The 19,696-nt window shown below is 57.2% G+C and carries 18 protein-coding genes; all 18 read right to left on the bottom strand.

What is annotated here, in order from left to right; all coding sequences use genetic code 11:
* Positions 1-5 precede the first annotated feature (5 nt).
* The 18 genes from glmS to yidC all read right to left on the bottom strand — a co-directional run bounded on the left by glmS (position 6) and on the right by yidC (position 19,694).
* On the bottom strand, positions 6-1,856 hold the full coding sequence (glmS, locus tag N1078_RS12680; RefSeq protein WP_274088532.1) for a glutamine--fructose-6-phosphate transaminase (isomerizing): 1,851 nt from the start codon (positions 1,854-1,856) through the stop codon (positions 6-8).
* Between the two features lie 10 nt (positions 1,857-1,866).
* A complete protein-coding gene (locus N1078_RS12675) occupies positions 1,867-2,634 on the bottom strand; it encodes a DeoR/GlpR family DNA-binding transcription regulator (protein ID WP_274088531.1) in 768 nt (255 codons plus the stop codon).
* 175 nt (positions 2,635-2,809) lie between these two features.
* Positions 2,810-4,168, bottom strand: a complete 1,359-nt coding sequence (glmU, locus tag N1078_RS12670) for a bifunctional UDP-N-acetylglucosamine diphosphorylase/glucosamine-1-phosphate N-acetyltransferase GlmU (protein WP_274088530.1) — start codon at positions 4,166-4,168, stop codon at positions 2,810-2,812.
* A gap of 137 nt (positions 4,169-4,305) precedes the next feature.
* Positions 4,306-4,731, bottom strand: a complete 426-nt coding sequence (locus N1078_RS12665) for a F0F1 ATP synthase subunit epsilon (protein WP_274088529.1) — start codon at positions 4,729-4,731, stop codon at positions 4,306-4,308.
* 82 nt (positions 4,732-4,813) lie between these two features.
* Entirely contained in the window at positions 4,814-6,190 is a 1,377-nt protein-coding gene (atpD, locus tag N1078_RS12660; protein WP_274088528.1) for a F0F1 ATP synthase subunit beta, read from the bottom strand.
* Between the two features lie 30 nt (positions 6,191-6,220).
* A complete protein-coding gene (gene atpG, locus N1078_RS12655; protein WP_274088527.1) occupies positions 6,221-7,081 on the bottom strand; it encodes a F0F1 ATP synthase subunit gamma in 861 nt (286 codons plus the stop codon).
* 50 nt (positions 7,082-7,131) lie between these two features.
* Positions 7,132-8,676, bottom strand: a complete 1,545-nt coding sequence (gene atpA / locus N1078_RS12650) for a F0F1 ATP synthase subunit alpha (RefSeq protein ID WP_274088526.1) — start codon at positions 8,674-8,676, stop codon at positions 7,132-7,134.
* Between the two features lie 21 nt (positions 8,677-8,697).
* Positions 8,698-9,234, bottom strand: a complete 537-nt coding sequence (locus tag N1078_RS12645; RefSeq protein ID WP_274088525.1) for a F0F1 ATP synthase subunit delta — start codon at positions 9,232-9,234, stop codon at positions 8,698-8,700.
* A gap of 14 nt (positions 9,235-9,248) precedes the next feature.
* A complete protein-coding gene (locus N1078_RS12640; RefSeq protein ID WP_090240971.1) occupies positions 9,249-9,719 on the bottom strand; it encodes a F0F1 ATP synthase subunit B in 471 nt (156 codons plus the stop codon).
* 70 nt (positions 9,720-9,789) lie between these two features.
* On the bottom strand, positions 9,790-10,047 hold the full coding sequence (gene atpE / locus N1078_RS12635) for a F0F1 ATP synthase subunit C (RefSeq protein WP_002555987.1): 258 nt from the start codon (positions 10,045-10,047) through the stop codon (positions 9,790-9,792).
* 115 nt (positions 10,048-10,162) lie between these two features.
* Complete coding sequence (gene atpB, locus N1078_RS12630) at positions 10,163-11,032, bottom strand: F0F1 ATP synthase subunit A (RefSeq protein ID WP_274088524.1); 870 nt, start codon at positions 11,030-11,032, stop codon at positions 10,163-10,165.
* 16 nt (positions 11,033-11,048) lie between these two features.
* A complete protein-coding gene (locus tag N1078_RS12625; RefSeq protein ID WP_274088523.1) occupies positions 11,049-11,456 on the bottom strand; it encodes a F0F1 ATP synthase subunit I in 408 nt (135 codons plus the stop codon).
* 157 nt (positions 11,457-11,613) lie between these two features.
* The gene (locus N1078_RS12620; protein ID WP_274088522.1) at positions 11,614-12,486 is read right to left on the bottom strand and encodes a ParB/RepB/Spo0J family partition protein; all 873 of its coding nucleotides are present in this window, start codon (positions 12,484-12,486) and stop codon (positions 11,614-11,616) included.
* A gap of 10 nt (positions 12,487-12,496) precedes the next feature.
* Complete coding sequence (locus N1078_RS12615; protein WP_274088521.1) at positions 12,497-13,285, bottom strand: ParA family protein; 789 nt, start codon at positions 13,283-13,285, stop codon at positions 12,497-12,499.
* Positions 13,286-13,298: 13 nt separating this feature from the next.
* Positions 13,299-13,946 carry a 16S rRNA (guanine(527)-N(7))-methyltransferase RsmG gene (rsmG, locus tag N1078_RS12610; RefSeq protein WP_274088520.1) on the bottom strand — a complete coding sequence of 216 codons (648 nt, stop codon included), beginning with the start codon at positions 13,944-13,946 and terminating at the stop codon, positions 13,299-13,301.
* Positions 13,946-15,838, bottom strand: a complete 1,893-nt coding sequence (gene mnmG / locus N1078_RS12605; RefSeq protein ID WP_274088519.1) for a tRNA uridine-5-carboxymethylaminomethyl(34) synthesis enzyme MnmG — start codon at positions 15,836-15,838, stop codon at positions 13,946-13,948. The genes rsmG and mnmG overlap by 1 nt, the downstream gene beginning before the upstream one ends.
* Before the next feature lie 662 nt (positions 15,839-16,500).
* Positions 16,501-17,868: a tRNA uridine-5-carboxymethylaminomethyl(34) synthesis GTPase MnmE gene (mnmE, locus tag N1078_RS12600; protein ID WP_274088518.1), complete on the bottom strand. Its 1,368-nt coding sequence runs from the start codon at positions 17,866-17,868 to the stop codon at positions 16,501-16,503.
* A 74-nt stretch (positions 17,869-17,942) separates the two neighbouring features.
* Positions 17,943-19,694: a membrane protein insertase YidC gene (gene yidC, locus N1078_RS12595; RefSeq protein WP_274088517.1), complete on the bottom strand. Its 1,752-nt coding sequence runs from the start codon at positions 19,692-19,694 to the stop codon at positions 17,943-17,945.
* Between the last annotated feature and the right edge of the window lie 2 nt (positions 19,695-19,696).

The following is a 19,696-nucleotide window of genomic DNA, read 5'->3' as shown; positions in this document are numbered from 1 at the left end:
CCTGCTTATTCAACCGTTACCGATTTCGCCAGATTACGCGGTTGGTCGACGTCGGTGCCCTTGAGTACGGCCACGTAATAGGACAGCAGCTGCAGCGGAATAGTGTAGAGAATCGGTGCCAGGGCATCGTGGATATGCGGCATGTTCACCACATGGGTGCCCTCGCCATTGCTCATGCCCGCCTGCTCGTCGGCAAACACCAGCAGCTCGCCGCCACGGGCGCGGACTTCCTGCAGGTTGGATTTGAGCTTTTCCAGCAGTTCGTTGTTCGGCGCCACGGTCACCACCGGCATGTCGCTGTCGACCAACGCCAACGGGCCATGCTTGAGCTCGCCAGCCGGGTAGGCTTCGGCGTGAATATAGGAGATTTCCTTGAGTTTGAGCGCACCTTCCATGGCCACCGGGTACTGCGCGCCACGGCCGAGGAACAGGCTGTGGTGCTTCTCAGCGAACAACTCGGAGACCTTCTCCACCACGCTGTCCATGGCCAAGGCTTCACCAAGGCGGGTCGGCAAGCGACGCAGCTCTTCCACCAGCTCGGCTTCCAGGGTTTTATCCAGGGTGCCGCGCACCTGACCGAGGGACAGGGTCAGCAGCATCAACGCGACCAACTGGGTGGTGAAGGCCTTGGTTGAGGCTACGCCGATTTCCGGGCCGGCTTGGGTCAGCAGGGTCAGATCGGACTCACGCACCAGCGAGCTGATACCAACGTTGCAGATCGCCAAACTGGCCAGATAGCCACCCTGGCCGGGTGCATGCTCCTTGGCATTGCGCAGGGCAGCCAGGGTGTCGGCGGTTTCGCCGGACTGAGAGATGCTGACAAACAGGGTATCCGGCTGCACCACCACTTTACGGTAACGGAACTCGCTGGCCACTTCGATTTGGCAGGGAATCCCGGCCAGGCCTTCCAACCAATAACGCGCGACCATACCGGCGTGGTAGCTGGTGCCGCAAGCGACAATCTGCACGTTGCGTACCTTGGCGAACAGCTCGGCGGCCTGCGGGCCGAACGCCTGCACCAAGACATGATCAGTGCCCAGACGGCTTTCCAAGGTGCGCTGCACGACCTTGGGCTGCTCGTGGATTTCCTTGAGCATAAAGTGGCGGTACTCGCCCTTGTCGGCGGCTTCCGCACCCTCGTGGTATTGCACGCTCTCGCGCGTCACAAGCTCACCGGAGGCGTCCCAAATCTGTACGCTGTCGCGCTGGATTTCGGCGATGTCACCTTCTTCCAGATACATAAAGCGGTCGGTGACCTGACGCAGGGCCAACTGATCGGAAGCGAGGAAGTTCTCACCCAGGCCCAAACCAATCACCAACGGGCTACCGCTACGCGCCGCGATAAGACGGTCAGGCTGCTTGGCACTGATAACCGCCAGGCCGTAAGCGCCGTGCAATTGCTTAACCGCCAGTTTGAGCGCGGCGGTCAAATCAGGCTGAGATTTGAGGGTGTGATCGAGCAGATGGACGATCACTTCGGTGTCGGTGTCGGAGCTGAACGAGTAACCGAGGCCCTTGAGCTGAACACGCAGTTCTTCGTGGTTCTCGATAATGCCGTTGTGCACCACTGCCAGTTCACTGCCGGAGAAATGCGGGTGGGCATTACGTTCGCTTGGCGCACCGTGGGTGGCCCAACGGGTGTGGGCGATACCCAGGCGACCCGCCAGCGGCTCCTGGCGGAGTGCCGCTTCCAACTCACTGACCTTGCCGACACGGCGACTGCGGTGCAGTTCGCCCTGATCGTTAAGCAACGCCACACCGGCGCTGTCGTAACCGCGGTATTCCAGGCGCTTGAGGCCTTCAACCAGCACGGCAGTGATATTACGTTCGGCGACTGCGCCTACGATGCCACACATAAACTTCTCCTTAAGCCTCGACGCTGGCGCAGATCAGCTTGATCCCACGCGCTGTCAATTGTTCACGGGCCTGGTTATCCAGGCGCTCGTCAGTAATCAGGGTATGGATGCCGCCCCAGGGCAGCTCCAGGTTGGGAATCTTGCGGCCGATCTTATCGCTCTCGACCATCACCACCACTTCGCGGGCCACCTCCGCCATCACCCGGCTAAGCCCGAGCAGCTCATTAAAGGTGGTGGTGCCACGGTTCAGATCGATGCCATCAGCACCAATAAACAGCTGATCGAAATCATAGGAACGCAGCACTTGCTCGGCCACTTGGCCCTGGAAGGATTCGGAATGCGGATCCCAGGTACCGCCGGTCATCAGCAGTATGGGCTCATGCTCCAGTTCGCTGATGGCACGGGCGACATTCAGTGAGTTGGTCATCACCACCAAGCCAGGTTTATAGCCCAGCTGCGGGATCATTGCCGCCGTGGTGGTGCCACTGTCGATGATGATTCGTGCGTGCTCGCGAATGCGCGCCACACCAGCACGGGCGATGGCCTGTTTGTACTGCGAGATCGGCTGAACGTCGCTGATCAGCTCCTGCGGCATGGGCACCGCACCACCGTAGCGACGCAACAGCAGGCCGCTCTTTTCAAGCGCCGCGAGGTCTTTTCGAATGGTCACTTCAGAGGTGGCGAAGGCTTTCGACAGGGCGTCGACACTCACTTCACCTTGCTCGGCGAGCAAAGCAAGAATGGTGTGGCGACGTTGTGGCGTATTGCGTTTCGACATTAAAGGTTTCGATTCGAAAGATAGCGGTGCGAATCAAAACCTAACGAAGCTTTTGCGTCAAGCAGGAAAGTGATGAATAGCCGTAGGATGGGTTAGCCACAGGCGTAACCCATCATCAGGCAGCATGGGTATCGCTGCGCTCAACCTACGCGGCCCGACCCATCCTACGTCCGCCTCACTTCTTGGTTGGGCGCTTCCAGCCTTCGATATTGCGCTGCTTGGCGCGGCCGACCGCCAGAGTGTTATCCGGTACGTCGCTGGTAATCACCGAACCTGCACCAGTGGTCGCACGATCACCGAGTGTCACCGGGGCCACCAAGGCGCTGTTGGAGCCGATAAACACGTCTTCGCCCAGCACGGTTTTGAACTTGTTGGCGCCATCGTAATTGCAGGTGATGGTACCGGCGCCGATATTGGTCCGTGCGCCGATTTCCGCATCACCCAGATAGCTAAGATGGCCAGCTTTGGCGCCTTCACCCAACTTGGCATTCTTTAACTCGACGAAGTTACCCACATGGGCCTTGGCACCCAACACGGAACCCGGACGCAAACGGGCGAACGGCCCGCAATCGGCGCCCTCGCCCACTTCGGCACCTTCCAGATGACTGTTGGCTTTGACAATGGCACCTGTGCGCAATGTGCTGTTCTTGATCACGCAATTCGGGCCGATCTGCACGCCATCTTCAATGACCACCTGGCCTTCGAGGATTACGTTTATATCGATGGTGACATCGCGACCAACCGTGACTTCGCCGCGCAAATCGAAACGCGCCGGGTCGATCAAGGTCACACCTTGCAGCATTAAACGGCGCGCCGCGCGGTACTGGTAGTGACGCTCCAGCTGCGAAAGCTGGATGCGATCGTTGGCGCCCAGCACTTCCATCTCGTCAGCCGCCTGTTCGGTGGCGACCACCAGGCCATCGGCTACGGCCATGGCGATTACGTCTGTCAGGTAGTACTCACCCTGGGCGTTGCTGTTGGACAGACGACCGAGCCAATCGCCCAGTTTCTTCCCCGGTACGGCGAGGATGCCGGTGTTGCCTTCGCTGATTTTCCGTTGTTCGGTGCTGGCGTCCTTGTGCTCGACAATGGCCTTCACCACGCCAGCGGCATCACGGACGATGCGGCCGTAACCGGTTGGGTCGTTCAGATTGACCGTCAGCAACCCAAGCTGCTGCTCGCTGACCTGTTGCAACAGACGCTGCAGGGTTTCAACTTCGATCAGCGGTACGTCGCCATAGAGAATCAGCACGCGCTCGGCGCTCAAGGCCGGTAGCGCCTGGGCTACGGCATGGCCGGTGCCGAGTTGTTCGGTTTGCAGGACGAAATTCAGATCATCCGCCGCCAATCGCTCGCGCACCAATTCCGCGCCATGCCCGATCACCACATGTATGCCGTTCGGCTTTAGCTGGCGAGCCGTGTCGATGACATGACCGAGCATGGCTTTACCGGCAACCGGGTGCAGCACTTTGGGCAAGGCCGAACGCATACGGGTGCCTTGGCCGGCGGCGAGGATGACGATATCGAGCGACATAGAAGAGGGTCCTGGGCAAGCGCCGGTTGTTCCCTGTGGATAACTCCACGACACAACCAACTGAAAAGATGAAATGACAGGCAAGAAAAAGGGTAGCCAAGGCTACCCTTTTACTCGTTTGCGATGAAGCAGCGAAATTAACCGCCGAACTTCTTGCGCAACTGCTGAACGGTACGCAGCTGAGCCGCGACCTCAGCCAAGTGAGCGGCGGCGGAACCGTAGTCGAACTCCGCACCTTTCTCATTCAAGGCTTTCTCAGCAGCCTGCAGGGCCAGCTGAGCAGCAGCTTCATCGATATCGGCAGCACGCTGCACGGTATCGGCGAGCACTTTGATCATGCTCGGCTGGACTTCCAGGAAGCCACCAGAGATGTAGAACACCTCGGATTCGCCACCCAGCTTGACCAGACGAATCGGACCCGGCTTGAGGTCGGTGATCAGCGGCGCGTGGCCTGGAGCGATACCGATATCACCCAGGTTGCCGTGCGCAATCACCATCTCGACCAGACCGGAGAAGATCTCGCCTTCTGCGCTGACGATGTCGCAATGGACTGTCATAGCCATGTCTAACCTCACTATCGATCTGTTTGCACACGATGAGGTGGGCAAACAGACCGTAAGCGCCCGTTACCGAGCGCACGGGTGATTACAGTTTCTTCGCTTTCTCGACAGCTTCTTCGATGCTGCCAACCATGTAGAACGCCTGCTCTGGCAAGTGATCGTAGTCACCTTTCAGAATACCGCTGAAACCAGCGATGGTGTCCTTCAGGGAGACGTACTTACCTGGCGAACCGGTGAAGACTTCGGCCACGAAGAACGGCTGGGACAGGAAGCGCTGGATCTTACGAGCACGGGATACCAGCTGCTTATCTGTTTCGGACAGTTCGTCCATACCCAGAATCGCGATGATGTCCTTCAGCTCTTTGTAGCGCTGCAGCACGTACTGAACGCCGCGAGCGGTGTCGTAGTGCTCCTGACCGATAACCATCGGGTCCAGCTGGCGCGACGTCGAGTCGAGTGGATCGACCGCTGGGTAGATACCCAGGGAGGCGATGTCACGGGACAGTACAACGGTGGCGTCCAAGTGGGCGAAGGTGGTCGCCGGGCTTGGGTCGGTCAAGTCGTCCGCAGGAACGTAGACGGCCTGGATCGAGGTGATCGAACCGGTCTTGGTCGAAGTAATACGCTCTTGCAGAACGCCCATTTCTTCGGCCAGGGTCGGCTGATAACCCACTGCGGAAGGCATACGGCCCAGCAGTGCGGATACTTCAGTACCGGCCAAGGTGTAACGGTAGATGTTGTCCACGAAGAACAGCACATCACGGCCTTCGTCACGGAACTTCTCGGCCATGGTCAGGCCGGTCAGTGCTACGCGCAGACGGTTGCCTGGTGGCTCGTTCATCTGACCGTAAACCAGGGCTACCTTGTCGAGAACGTTGGAGTCCTTCATCTCGTGGTAGAAGTCGTTACCCTCACGAGTACGCTCACCCACACCGGCGAACACGGAATAACCGCTGTGCTCGATGGCGATGTTACGGATCAGTTCCATCATGTTTACGGTTTTGCCTACACCGGCACCACCGAACAGACCGACTTTACCGCCCTTGGCGAACGGGCAGACCAGGTCGATAACCTTGATGCCGGTTTCCAGCAGCTCGTTGGAGCCAGCTTGTTCGGCGTAGGTTGGCGCAGGACGGTGAATGCCCCAACGCTCTTCTTCGCCAATCGGGCCAGCCTCGTCGATTGGGTTGCCCAGCACGTCCATGATACGGCCCAGAGTTTTCACCCCAACCGGTACCTGGATACCTGCGCCAGTGCTGCCGACATTCAGGCCACGCTTGAGGCCTTCGGTCGAACCCATTGCAATGGTACGTACCACGCCGTCGCCCAGCTGCTGCTGAACTTCAAGAGTGGTTTCGGCGCCGACTACTTTCAGCGCTTCATAAACATTCGGCACTTGATCACGCGGGAATTCCACGTCGATAACGGCGCCGATGATTTGAACGATACGTCCGCTACTCATCTTTGGTTCCTCTGAATATTTGAACCGTGCTTAAACCGCGGCAGCGCCGCCGACGATTTCCGAAATTTCCTGGGTAATCGCTGCCTGACGTGCTTTGTTGTAAACCAACTGCAGGTCTTTGATGATATCGCCAGCGTTATCGGTGGCGTTTTTCATCGCGATCATCCGGGCCGCTTGTTCAGCCGCGTTGTTCTCAACCACTGCCTGGTACACCTGCGACTCCACGTAACGCACCATCAAGCCGTCCAGCAGCTCTTTGGCGTCGGGTTCGTACAGGTAATCCCAGTGGTGCTTGAGTTCTTTATCCGGATCGGCCACCAGCGGAATCAACTGCTCCACTGTCGGCTTTTGCGTCATGGTATTGATGAACTTGTTCGAGACCACGGACAAACGATCGATGCGACCATCGAGGTAGGCATCGAGCATTACCTTGACGCTACCAATCAGATCATTGATCGATGGTTCTTCGCCCAGGTGGCTGATCGCAGCAACGATGTTGCCACCAAAGTTGCGGAAGAACGCCGCGCCTTTGCTGCCAACAACGCAGAGATCAATCTCCACGCCTTGCTCGCGATTGCTCGCCATGTCTTTGACCAGAGCCTTGAACAGGTTGGTGTTCAGACCACCACACAGACCACGGTCCGAGCTCACCACCACATAACCGACGCGCTTAACATTGCGCTCGATCATGAACGGGTGACGGTATTCCGGGTTGGCGTTGGCCAGATGACCAATCACCTGACGGATACGCTCCGCGTAGGGACGGCTAGCAGCCATGCGCATTTGTGCTCTGCGCATTTTGCTGACCGCCACCTTTTCCATGGCGCTGGTGATCTTCTGCGTGCTTTTGATGCTCGCAATCTTGCTGCGAATCTCTTTTGCGCCTGCCATTTGACACCTATCGGGTTAGCAAGCGGGGACCTCGCGGTCCCCACTGCGGCTTACCAGGTTTGGGTGGCCTTGAACTTCTCGATACCGGCTTTCAGCTGGCCATCGATGTCGTCATTGAAGTCACCCTTCTCGTTGATCTTCGCCAGCAAAGCGGCGTGATCCCGGTTGAAGTAAGCAATCAGGGCCTGTTCGAATGCGCCAACTTTGGCAACTTCGATGTCGACCAGGAAACCACGCTCAGCGGCATACAGCGATACGGACATGTCAGCAATCGACATTGGCGCATATTGCTTCTGCTTCATCAGCTCGGTAACGCGCTGACCATGCTCAAGCTGCTTACGGGTGGCTTCGTCTAGGTCAGAAGCAAACTGGGCGAATGCCGCCAGTTCACGGTACTGAGCCAGAGCGGTACGGATACCACCGGAGAGCTTCTTGATGATCTTGGTCTGTGCAGCACCACCCACGCGGGATACCGAAATACCGGCGTTGACCGCAGGACGGATACCCGAGTTGAACATGGCCGATTCCAGGAAGATCTGACCGTCGGTGATCGAAATCACGTTGGTCGGAACGAACGCGGAAACGTCGCCAGCCTGGGTTTCGATGATCGGCAGAGCGGTCAAGGAACCGGTCTTGCCAGTCACGGCGCCATTTGTGAACTTCTCAACATACTCTTCGGACACGCGGGAAGCGCGCTCCAGCAGACGGCTGTGGAGATAGAACACGTCGCCTGGGTAAGCTTCACGGCCTGGTGGACGGCGCAGCAGCAGGGAAATCTGGCGGTAAGCCACTGCTTGCTTGGACAGATCGTCATAAACGATCAGCGCGTCTTCACCGCGGTCGCGGAAATATTCGCCCATGGTGCAACCGGCGTACGGTGCAATGAACTGCAGCGCAGCGGATTCGGAAGCGGAAGCCGCGACAACGATGGTGTTAGCCAACGCGCCGTTTTCTTCCAGCTTGCGAACCACGTTAGCGATGGTCGATTGCTTCTGACCAATGGCAACGTAGACGCACTTAATGCCGCTGTTCTTCTGGTTGATGATGGCGTCGATGGCCAGAGCGGTTTTACCAATCTGACGGTCACCGATGATCAGCTCGCGCTGGCCACGGCCAACCGGGATCATGGCATCAACCGACTTGTAACCGGTTTGCACCGGCTGGTCGACCGACTTACGCCAGATCACGCCCGGCGCAACCTTCTCAACAGCGTCGGTAGCGACGTTGTTCAGTGGGCCTTTGCCGTCAATTGGGTTGCCCAGTGCGTCGACAACGCGACCCAGCAATTCCGGACCAACCGGAACTTCCAGGATGCGGCCCGTGCACTTGGCGCTCATGCCTTCGGCCAGGGAGGTATAAGCCCCCAGAACCACTGCACCCACGGAGTCTTGCTCCAGGTTCAGTGCCATACCGTAGACACCGCCCGGGAACTCGATCATTTCGCCGTACATCACATCGGCGAGACCGTGAATACGCACGATACCGTCAGATACGCTGACGACAGTGCCTTCGTTACGGGCTTGAGAGGCGACATCGAGATTCTCGATACGCCCCTTGATGATTTCACTTATTTCGGAAGGATTGAGTTGCTGCATAGCTCTGCTGCCCCTTCAAACTCAAGATTTCAATGCTTCGGCCAGCTTCGCGATTTTGCCGCGAACTGAGCCATCGATAACCAGGTCGCCGGCGCGGATAACGACACCACCGATAAGGGTGGCATCCTCCGCGGCGTGCAGACGCACTTCTCGGCCGAGCCGTGCACTGAGAACCTTGGCGAGTTTGTCTTGCTGTTCATCGCTCAATGCGAAGGCACTAGTAACGTCCACGTCGATCGACTTTTCCTGCTCGGCTTTGTAAAGCTCGAACAGTTCAACGATCTCTGGCAACAGGGCCAAGCGATCGTTTTCAGCGACGATGTGAATGAAATTGCGTACCTGGGCGTCGAACTTGTCACCACACACGTCATTGAACGTGGTGGCCTTGTCTGTACTCGTCAAACGCGGTGCTTTGAGCAGGCTTTGCATGGTGTCGTCTTGCGACACCGCTGCAGCCAGGCCGAGCATGGCTGACCAAGAGGCCAGTTGCTGGTGGGCCTGAGCATACTCAAAGGCAGCCTTGGCGTAAGGTCGGGCCAACGTGGTCAGTTCTGCCATGATCGCGCCCTCGCTTAAATTTCGGCTGCCAGTTTGGAAACCAGCTCCGCATGCGCGTTTTGGTCGATAGATGCGCCCAGAATCTTCTCGGCACCGCTAACGGCCAGGCTACCCAGTTGGGCACGCAGCGCGTCTTTGACACCGTTGATTTCCTGTTCGATCTCGGCCTGAGCCTGAGCCTTCACACGGTCAGCTTCGACGCGAGCCTGTTCACGGGCTTCGTCGACGATCTGGGTACCGCGTTTCTTGGCTTGCTCAATGATCTCGGCTGCTTGGCCTTTGGCTTCGCGCAGTTGCTGACCCACTTTCTCTTGGGCCAACTCCAGGTCACGAGCCGCACGGCTAGCAGCATCCAGGCCGTCTGCGATCTTCTTCTGACGTTCTTGCAAAGCCGTAATGACCGGAGGCCACACGTACTTCATGCAGAACAGCACGAAGATGAAGAAGGCAACGGACTGGCCAATCAGGGTTGCATTAATGTTCACGCCAACACCTCGCTCGTTCGTTGTCCGTCAAACCAATTACTTGAAATCCCATTTCTGGGATTCCAGAGCATTAGCCTGCGAGTTGACCAACGAAGGGGTTCGCGAAGGTGAAGAACAGTGCGATACCAACACCGATCATGGTCACGGCGTCGAGCAGACCAGCGACGATGAACATTTTCACTTGCAGCATTGGAACCATTTCCGGCTGACGCGCAGCGCCTTCCAGGAACTTGCCGCCCAGCAGGCCGAAACCAATGGCGGTACCCAGGGCACCCAGGCCAATCAGCAGTGCTACAGCGATAGCGGTCAGACCAACTACAGTTTCCATCTTTCCTCCCGACTTTTTATGTCGTATTGGTTAAGGTTTTCTAAGGGTAAAGCGGTAAAACAAAACCGGTGCTTCTGTGCCCTTGCGGGCGTCCACTATGAGCGCCTAGGCGTTCTTAGTGGTTGTCTTCGTGCGCCATCGACAGGTAGACGATGGTCAGCATCATGAAGATGAACGCTTGCAGGGTAATGATCAGGATGTGGAATACCGCCCACGCCCACTGCAAGGCAACGCCCAAGGCACTCAGCCAGAGCAGACCGCTGCCGAACATCACAGCGATCAGGATAAATACCAACTCACCGGCATACATGTTGCCGAACAGACGCAGAGCCAGGGAAATAGGCTTGGCGATCAGGGTGACGAATTCCAGCAGGAAGTTGACCGGGATCAGCAGTGCCTGCACAAACAGGTTCTTGCTACCGAACGGGTGCAGGGTCAGCTCGCCGATGAAGCCGCCAATGCCCTTGACCTTGATGCTGTAGAAAATGATCAGCGCGAACACCGACAGGGCCATGCCCAGGGTCGCGTTCGGGTCAGTGGTGGAAACGGCGCGGAATGGAATGTGCGCATCGCCACTGATCAGAATCGCCAACTGCGGAATCCAGTCGACTGGAATCAGGTCGATGGCGTTCATCAGAAAGACCCAGACGAAGATCGTCAGTGCCAGCGGTGCAATCACAGCGCTGCGACCATGGAAACTGTCTTTGACGCTGGTATCAACGAAGTCGACCAGTACTTCAACGAAGTTCTGCAGGCCGCCAGGTTGACCGGACGTGGCCTTCTTCGCTGCCATGCGGAACAGCAGGACGAAAAGTAAGCCAAGGGCAACTGACCAGCCGAGGGTATCGACGTGGAATGCCCAAAAGCCCATTTCTTTTGCTTCTTGCGCGGTGTGGGCAAAGCCCCAATCACCATTCGGCAGTTGCCCGTATGTCAGGTTCTGCAGGTGGTGCTGGATATAGCCCGAAGCTGTTTGTTCTGCCATGGTTGCCTCAAACGCCTTAAGGTCTCGAAAGTCTTTTTTTCATTAGCAGCGGTGCGAACCAGTTGACCAGTTGGGTCAGGAAGAACACGCCAAATACCGCCAGCGGCTCTAAAGGCTTCACACCTGCAAAGGTCAATGCAAACAGCACTGCCGTTAAAACCAGTTTGCCCGCCTCACCGGCATAAAAAGACCGGACGATGGCTTGAGCAGCCCGCGCTCCACTGAACTGGAACGCCTTGTGGGCGAAATACACATTCGGTAGCCAAGCAATCAAGCCGCCACACAACCCAGAGTAACCCGCTACGGTGCCTAGCCACAGCCACAACACAAGAGCCAGAAGCAGCACAACCAAGAGCTGCACAAGCAGTACCGGAAAAACAGCTAACTGATGGAAGGGCAGGCGATTCGGCGTGCGAACGTCCATCGGATTTTCCTGAAAGCTGAACTCGGGCGCCGGCACCTTAAATCAATAACTTGGCATAGTTTGTGCCGACGAAATGCGCGCAGATTATAGGGGCGGTTCACCCCCCATTCAACAGCTGGGTAGTGATTTCCGACTAGTCGCTACACGTGCAATTGTTTCAACGAATGTGAGCGAGCACGCCTTGCAGTTCATCCAGCGAGCTGTAGCTGATCACCAACTGACCTTTGCCTTTCTGCCCATGCTTGATCTGCACCGGCGAGCCCAGGCGCTCGGCCAGCCGCTGTTCCAGGCGGATGATGTCCGGGTCGGCTTTGACCTCGGTAGCGGGCTTGTCTTGGCTGTTCAACCACTGGCGAACCAGCGCTTCGGTTTGCCGCACAGTGAGGCCGCGTGCGACAACGTGTCGCGCACCTTCGGTCTGCTGTTCGGCCGGTAAACCGAGCAAAGCGCGGGCATGGCCCATCTCCAAATCGCCATGGGCCAGAAGGGTTTTAATCTCTTCTGGCAAGGCAATCAGGCGCAGCAGGTTGCTGATGGTTACTCGTGATTTACCCACAGCGTCGGCGACTTGCTGCTGGGTCAGTTGGAACTCCTGCTGCAAACGCTGCAACGCCATCGCTTCTTCAATGGGGTTGAGGTCTTCACGCTGGATGTTCTCGATCAGCGCCATGGCGATGGCCGCTTCATCCGGCAGTTCGCGGACCATGGCCGGGATCTTGTCCAGACCGGCTTGCTGGCTCGCGCGCCAACGGCGTTCACCGGCGACGATTTCGAAACGCCCGTCGCCAATCGGCCGCACCACGATCGGCTGCATCACGCCGTGGGCTTTGATCGACTGCGCCAGTTCTTCCAGAGCGGTGGGGTCCATGTCACGACGTGGCTGGTATTTGCCGCGTTGGATTAAATCCAGTGGCACGTACTGCAGTTCACGGCTGTCGACCTGCGCCGCCTCGTCCTTCAATGCGCTGACGCTGGAACCGCCCAGTAGGGCATCCAGACCGCGTCCCAGTCCTCGTTTTTTCACAGCCATGGGTATTTCCTTATGCGGTTACGCCGCGCGCTTTAACACGCTGGCGGCGGACCAATTCGCCGGCCAACGCCAGGTAGGCAATGGCCCCGCGGGAACTTTTGTCATACACCAGCGCCGGCATACCAAAGCTTGGCGCCTCGGCCAGTCGCACATTGCGCGGGATTACGGTTTGGTAAAGCGTGTCAGGGAAGTGCTGCTTGAGCTGCGCCGAGACATCGTTGGTCAAGCTGATGCGCGGGTCATACATGGTGCGCAGCAGGCCTTCAATTTTCAGGCTTGGGTTGAGCAACTCAGCGATGCGCTGGATGCTGTTGATCAAGTCACTCAAGCCTTCAAGCGCGTAATACTCACACTGCATGGGGATGATCACGCCATCGGAAGCCACTAGGGCGTTGATGGTGAGCATCGAGAGTGCCGGCGGGCAATCGATGAGAATGTAATCGTAATTCTCACGGATCGGTGCCAGCGCATTCCGCAGCCGGCTTTCTTTCATATTCATTTCCAACAGCGACACTTCGGCAGCGGTCAGGTCGCGGTTGGCCGGCAGCAGTTGATAACCGCCATGTTCGGAGAACTGCATGGCATCAACCAGGTTGCATTCACCGATCAGCACATCGTAGATCGAGTGCTCAAGCGCATGCTTATCCACACCGCTGCCCATGGTGGCGTTGCCTTGTGGATCAAGGTCAATCAGCAATACGCGACGCTTGGTCGCGACCAGGGAAGCCGCCAGGTTGACGCAGGTGGTGGTTTTACCCACGCCGCCCTTCTGGTTAGCGATTGCGAATACCTTAGCCATGCTGCCGTTCCCCCTAAACCGAGCGGCGCAGTATCAGCAGATGGCGCTGACCTTGGCAACCGGGAACCTTGAGTACATGGGTGGCGGTGAGGCGGAAATCCGCAGGCAGGGCCTGCAGTTCATCATCCGGGTGCACGCCTTTCATCGCCAGCCATTGGGTATTGCCATCGCCGAGATGGCGGGTCCAGTTGCTGAAATCTTCCAGTGAACTGAACGCCCGCGAGCAAATCCCACTGAATGGAACAGCTGGGGTGAATTCCTCAACGCGGCTGTGGATAACTTGCAGGTTGGCCAGTCTCAACTCGAGCTTCACCTGAGTCAGGAAGCGAGTCTTCTTGCCGTTTGAATCGAGTAGGGTGAACTGCCGTTCGGGAAACAGAATGGCCAGAGGAATACCCGGCATACCACCGCCACTGCCAACATCCAGCCAGTTATCCCCAGCCACTCGCACATATTCGACCACAGACAAGCTGTCGAGCAGATGGCGCGAGACCATTTCGTCTGGATCGCGCACGGCAGTGAGGTTGTAGGCCTTGTTCCACTTGATCAGCAATGCCAGATAGGCGAGCAACTGCTCATGCTGTTCGGCGCTGAGTTCGACACCCAGTTCGCGGGCGCCTTCGCGCAACTCTTCGGCGTGACGGGTAGTGACCAACGACATCAAACGCTGTGCTCCAACTGCTGACCGGCAGTGCGTTTTTTTAGGTGAATCAGCAGCAAAGAAATCGCTGCCGGGGTAACGCCGGGAATCCGCGAGGCCTGGCCGAGGGTTTCTGGACGGCTGTTGCCAAGCTTGTGCTGGATTTCCTTGGACAGCCCGGAAATCCCCGCGTAGTCGATATCTAGCGGTAACGCGATGTTTTCACTGGCGCGCAAACGGGCAATTTCGTCCTGCTGACGCTCGATATAACCGGCGTATTTGGTCTTGATCTCGACCTGTTCGGCCACCTGCGGGTCCTGCGCACCGCCGCCAGTGATGGTTACTAACCCGGCGTAATCAATTTCCGGGCGCGCGAGCAGGTTGAGCAGGTTGTATTCGTGGGTCAGCGGGGTGCCGAAATGCGCGGCAATTGCATCGCCCTGCGTCGTGCCCGGGCGCACCCAGGTGCTTTTCAAGCGCTGTTCTTCCAGCTCAATGGCTTCGCGTTTGGCGGCGAACGCCGCCCAGCGTACATCATCGACCAAGCCCAGCTCGCGACCTTTTTCGGTCAGGCGCAGATCGGCATTGTCTTCGCGGAGGATCAACCGGTATTCGGCGCGCGAGGTGAACATGCGGTACGGCTCCTGAGTACCCAGGGTAATCAGATCATCGACCAGCACACCGATGTACGCCTCATCGCGACGCGGACACCAGCTGTCTTTGCCTTGGGCGCGCAGTGCGGCGTTAGCACCGGCGAGCAAACCTTGCGCACCGGCTTCTTCGTAACCGGTAGTTCCGTTGATCTGCCCGGCGAAAAACAGCCCGGCAATCACTTTTGTTTCCAGGCTGTACTTCAAATCGCGCGGGTCGAAGTAGTCGTACTCAATGGCGTAGCCGGGGCGGACGATATGCGCGTTTTCCATCCCGCGGATGCTGCGCACGATCTGCAATTGCACATCGAACGGCAGCGAGGTGGAAATACCATTCGGATACAGCTCATGGGTATTCAGGCCTTCGGGCTCAATAAATACCTGGTGGCTGTCCTTGTCGGCAAAACGGTGGATCTTGTCTTCGATCGACGGGCAGTAACGCGGGCCGACGCCTTCGATGACACCGGAATACATCGGCGAACGATCGAGGTTGGACGCAATGATTTCGTGGGTACGCGCGTTGGTGTGGGTAATCCAGCAACTGACCTGACGCGGTTGTTGCTCAGCGCGACCAAGGAAAGACATCAGTGGCGTTGGTGTATCGCCCGGCTGCTCGGTCATCAGCGAAAAATCCACCGAACGGCCATCGATGCGGGGCGGTGTTCCGGTTTTCAAGCGGCCGACGCGCAGCGGCAACTCGCGTAAACGCTGAGCCAGGGCAATCGAGGGTGGATCACCGGCACGACCACCGGAGTAATTCTGCAGACCAATGTGGATAAGTCCCCCAAGGAAGGTGCCCGTGGTCAACACCACGGAATCCGCGAAGAAACGCAGGCCCATTTGCGTAACCACGCCTTTGACTTCGTCGTTTTCGACGATCAGGTCATCGGCTGCCTGTTGAAATATCCACAGGTTGGCTTGGTTTTCCAAGGTTTCACGAATGGCTGCTTTGTACAGCACGCGATCAGCCTGAGCACGAGTGGCGCGAACAGCTGGGCCTTTGCGGCTGTTCAGCACACGGAACTGGATACCACCACGGTCTGTGGCTTCAGCCATAGCACCGCCAAGGGCGTCGATTTCCTTGACCAGATGACTTTTGCCGATCCCGCCAATGGCTGGGTTGCAACTCATCTGCCCAAGTGTTTCCACGTTGTGAGTCAGCAGCAGGGTCTTTACCCCCATGCGTGCAGCTGCCAGTGCAGCTTCGGTACCGGCATGACCGCCGCCGATGACGATCACCTGAAAACGGGAAGGGAAATCCACCACGCACCTCGTGCCTGTTGAGAAATGGGGGGCTTTTTGGATTGAAAAGCGGGAAAGGCGGCAAGTATAGGCAGTTCGCCAGTGTGAAAGAAGCCTTTTGCACAAAAAATAGCCAGCCGACCTGAGGGCCTTTTTAACCAAGCGGTTAATAAAGATTAAAAGAATGAATTTTTATAGAGCTTTGTTTTTATGTTTATTAATGAGTAACACCTTTTCTGTGGATAGATTGCTACAGAGCAATAAAATCAATATGTACAGAGTTTTGAAAGGTTGTGCCAATCCTGCATTCAGCCTGTTCAATTGCCGTACGCAAGCTGTGGATGAAAGTGATGGTTATCCACAGGGCCGTTTATCCTCCGTTTTATCACAGGGTTATGAGCAGGGCTTAGGCCGAGTTTTCCACAGGGCTTAGCCGCAGAAATAAATCGTTGGGGATGTACCTTTCACCCACACAAACGCCTACCGCGAACGGTATGCATAATAAATTTGTGGGCAAGAGGCTTAGGAAGGGTCAGTTACAGAGAGGAGATATGGAAGACGAAAAACAGCGCGTTGAGGCGTGACCCTTCAACAATATCGTGCCGTTGATGGGACGATATTGCTGAAATAGGAGCTGTTTTAAGGCGAGAAGAGAGGGTATCCGTCGCTAACCGACACGGTGACTACTTGCCAATACAGAAGCTGGAAAATATCCGCCCCAGCAGGTCATCGGAGCTAAAGGCCCCGGTGATTTCACCCAAGGCCTGCTGCGCCATACGCAGGTCTTCCGCGAGCAGTTCTCCGGCGCCTGCAAGGGTCAACTGAGCATGGCCATGCTCAAGGTGAGTGGCGGCTTTGCGCAGTGCCTCTAGGTGACGCCTACGGGCGCTGAAGCTACTCTCTGAGGTCTGTGCATAACCCATGCAGGCCTTCAGGTGTTCACGCAGCAGGTCCAGGCCTTGAGTCGATTTGGCCGACAGGCTGATGGTCACGTGGCCGTCATTGCTGACTTCCAGTACCACCGACTCGCCCGACAGGTCGGCTTTATTGCGAATCAGGGTGACCTTCGCTGGATCAGGGCGCTGATCAAGGAATTCGGGCCACAGAGCAAAGGGATCGTTCGCTTCCGGAGCTGTGGCATCGACCACCAGCAGGATGCGATCGGCTTCCCCTATCGCCTTGAGCGCACGCTCTACACCAATCCGCTCGACCTGATCCTCGGTATCGCGCAGGCCTGCGGTGTCCACTACGTGCAGTGGCATGCCATCGATGTGGATATGTTCGCGCAGGACATCGCGAGTGGTGCCGGCGATCTCAGTAACGATGGCCGCTTCGCGCCCAGCCAGGGCATTGAGCAGGCTGGATTTACCGGCGTTGGGCCGACCGGCGATGACCACCGTCATGCCATCGCGCAGCAGCGCACCTTGCCCGGCTTCACGCAGCACGCCAGTGAGGTCGTTGCGTACGCCTTCGAGCAGGCTGAGTACATGCCCATCGGCGAGAAAGTCGATTTCTTCTTCAGGAAAATCGATAGCCGCTTCGACATAAATCCGCAGGTTGATCAGGCGTTCAGTCAGGCCGTGCACCCGCCGGGAGAACTCGCCCTGCAGTGAACGCAAGGCATTGCGTGCGGCTTGTTCAGAGCTGGCCTCGATCAGGTCGGCAATGGCTTCGGCCTGAGCCAGGTCGAGTTTGTCATTGAGGAAGGCCCGTTCACTGAATTCCCCTGGTCGCGCCAAGCGTGCGCCGAGTTGTACACAGCGGCGTAACAACAAGTCGAGTACCACGGGGCCGCCATGCCCTTGCAGCTCCAGCACATCCTCACCGGTAAAGGAGTTCGGCCCCGGGAAGTACAAGGCTAATCCTTCATCCAGCACCTGCTCAGCATCGGCAAAGAAAGGGCCGTAGTGCGCGTAGCGTGGCTTTAAGTCGCGCTGGCAAATGGCTGCTGCAAGCTGGCCGGCCATAGGACCGGATACACGCACGATGCCAACCCCGCCACGCCCTTGGGCAGTAGCGACGGCAGCAATGGTTTCAGTCAAGGTTGGCATGCGGTTCTCCTGAGTCGACATAGCAAAACGCCCCTGAAAAGGGGCGTTTGTTACAGCTTAGAAGCGCTTACGGCTTAGGCATCTGCGGCCTTGGCTGCGGCTTCGATCTTGCGCGTAATGTACCACTGCTGCGCAATGGACAAGACGTTGTTGACCACCCAGTACAGCACCAGACCTGCCGGGAACCAGAGGAAGAAGAAGGTGAAGATGATTGGCATCATTTTCATAACCTTGGCTTGCATCGGGTCCGGCGGAGTCGGGTTGAGCTGCTGCTGAATAAACATGGTGGCACCCATGATAATCGGCAGGATAAAGAACGGGTCTTTGATCGACAGGTCAGTTATCCACAGCAACCAAGGGGCTTGGCGCATTTCAACGCTTTCCAACAAGGTCCAGTAGAGCGCCAGGAATACCGGCATCTGTACCAAAATAGGCAAGCAACCACCCAGCGGATTGATCTTCTCCTTTTTGTACAGCTCCATCATGCCCTGGGACATTTTTTGCCGATCGTCGCCAAACTGCTCTTTCAGCGCAGCCAGCTTAGGTGCGACAGCCCGCATACGCGCCATGGATTTGTAGCTGGCGGCAGACAGTGGGAAGAAGATCAGCTTGATGATCATGGTCAGAACGATGATCGACCAACCCCAGTTACCCAGAAGACTGTGGATATGTTCCAACAACCAGAAGATCGGCTGAGCCAGGAACCACAGAATGCCGTAGTCGACAGTCAGCTCAAGACCGGGTGACAGAGTCTTTAGATGGCCTTGTAGCTTCGGGCCGGCATACAGAATTGCACTGGTTTCACCCTGAGCGCCGGGAGCAACCTGAATGGCCGGGCCGGTAAAGCCGACAATGTAGTTGCCTTGGCTGTCTTTACGGGTCTGTACTTGGTTAGTGCTGTCTTTGCTTGGAATCCAGGCAGTGACGAAGTAATGCTGTAGCCAGGCAACCCAGCCTCCTTGAACGGTTTCTTTGAAGGCTTGTTTGTCGATGTCTTTCATCGAAACTTTTTTGTACGGCTCTTCGCTCGTCCACAGGGCACCACCGAGGTAGGTTGCTGTGCCAGTTGCCGTTGTCGAAGATGGATCACCACTGCCATCGCGCTTGAGCTGGGCAAACATGTTGCCGCTCCAAGCTTGAGCGCTCTGGTTATCGATCAGGTAGCTGACGTCTATCTGGTAGGAGGACGGGTCCACGCAACCGGGTTTCTTCAGCAGCTGCTCTTTGGCCGAACATTCAGCGTTCAGGCCGCGCTTGAAGGTGAAACGCTTGATGTAATTAACGCCGTTTTCGCTGAGCGTGAGATCAACCTGCAGTTGATCCTGACCATCGGCCAACTCATAACTTTTTTGCGCGCTGCTCCACAGGGCCCGACCGCTGGATTTGTCCGGCGCATTGCTGCCGATCAACCCGCTTTGTGCCAGGTAAGTGCGCTCGCCGCCGTTATCGAACAGCTGGAACGGTACGTCTGGACGGTCTTGACGACGCGGGTACTGCGGCAGACGCAGTTGCACCACATCACCACCGCGCGGGTCGATGGCCAGATCCAGCACATCGGTCTTCACCCGAATAAGCTCATCGTTGGCTGCGGTGGAGACAGCACTGATTGCGCTTGGCTCAACGGCAGTCGTTGCGCTCGGAATATCGTCGTCGCCAGCTGAGTTTGAGTTCGCAGTGGTTGTATCTGGCAAGCCAGGTACCGTGCTGCTAGTCGCGGCAATTTCAGTCGGCAGGGCAGTTTGACCGTAATCCTGGTTCCACTGAAGAACCATCATATAGGACACGATTGCCAGGGCGACGATCAGGATCGAGCGTTGAATATCCATGA

The sequence above is a fragment of the Pseudomonas sp. MIL19 genome (assembly GCF_028680365.1).
GTDB lineage: Bacteria > Pseudomonadota > Gammaproteobacteria > Pseudomonadales > Pseudomonadaceae > Aquipseudomonas > Aquipseudomonas spirodelae.
The sequence above is the reverse complement of the archived record's forward strand: the minus strand, read 5'-3'. Positions and strand labels throughout refer to the sequence as shown.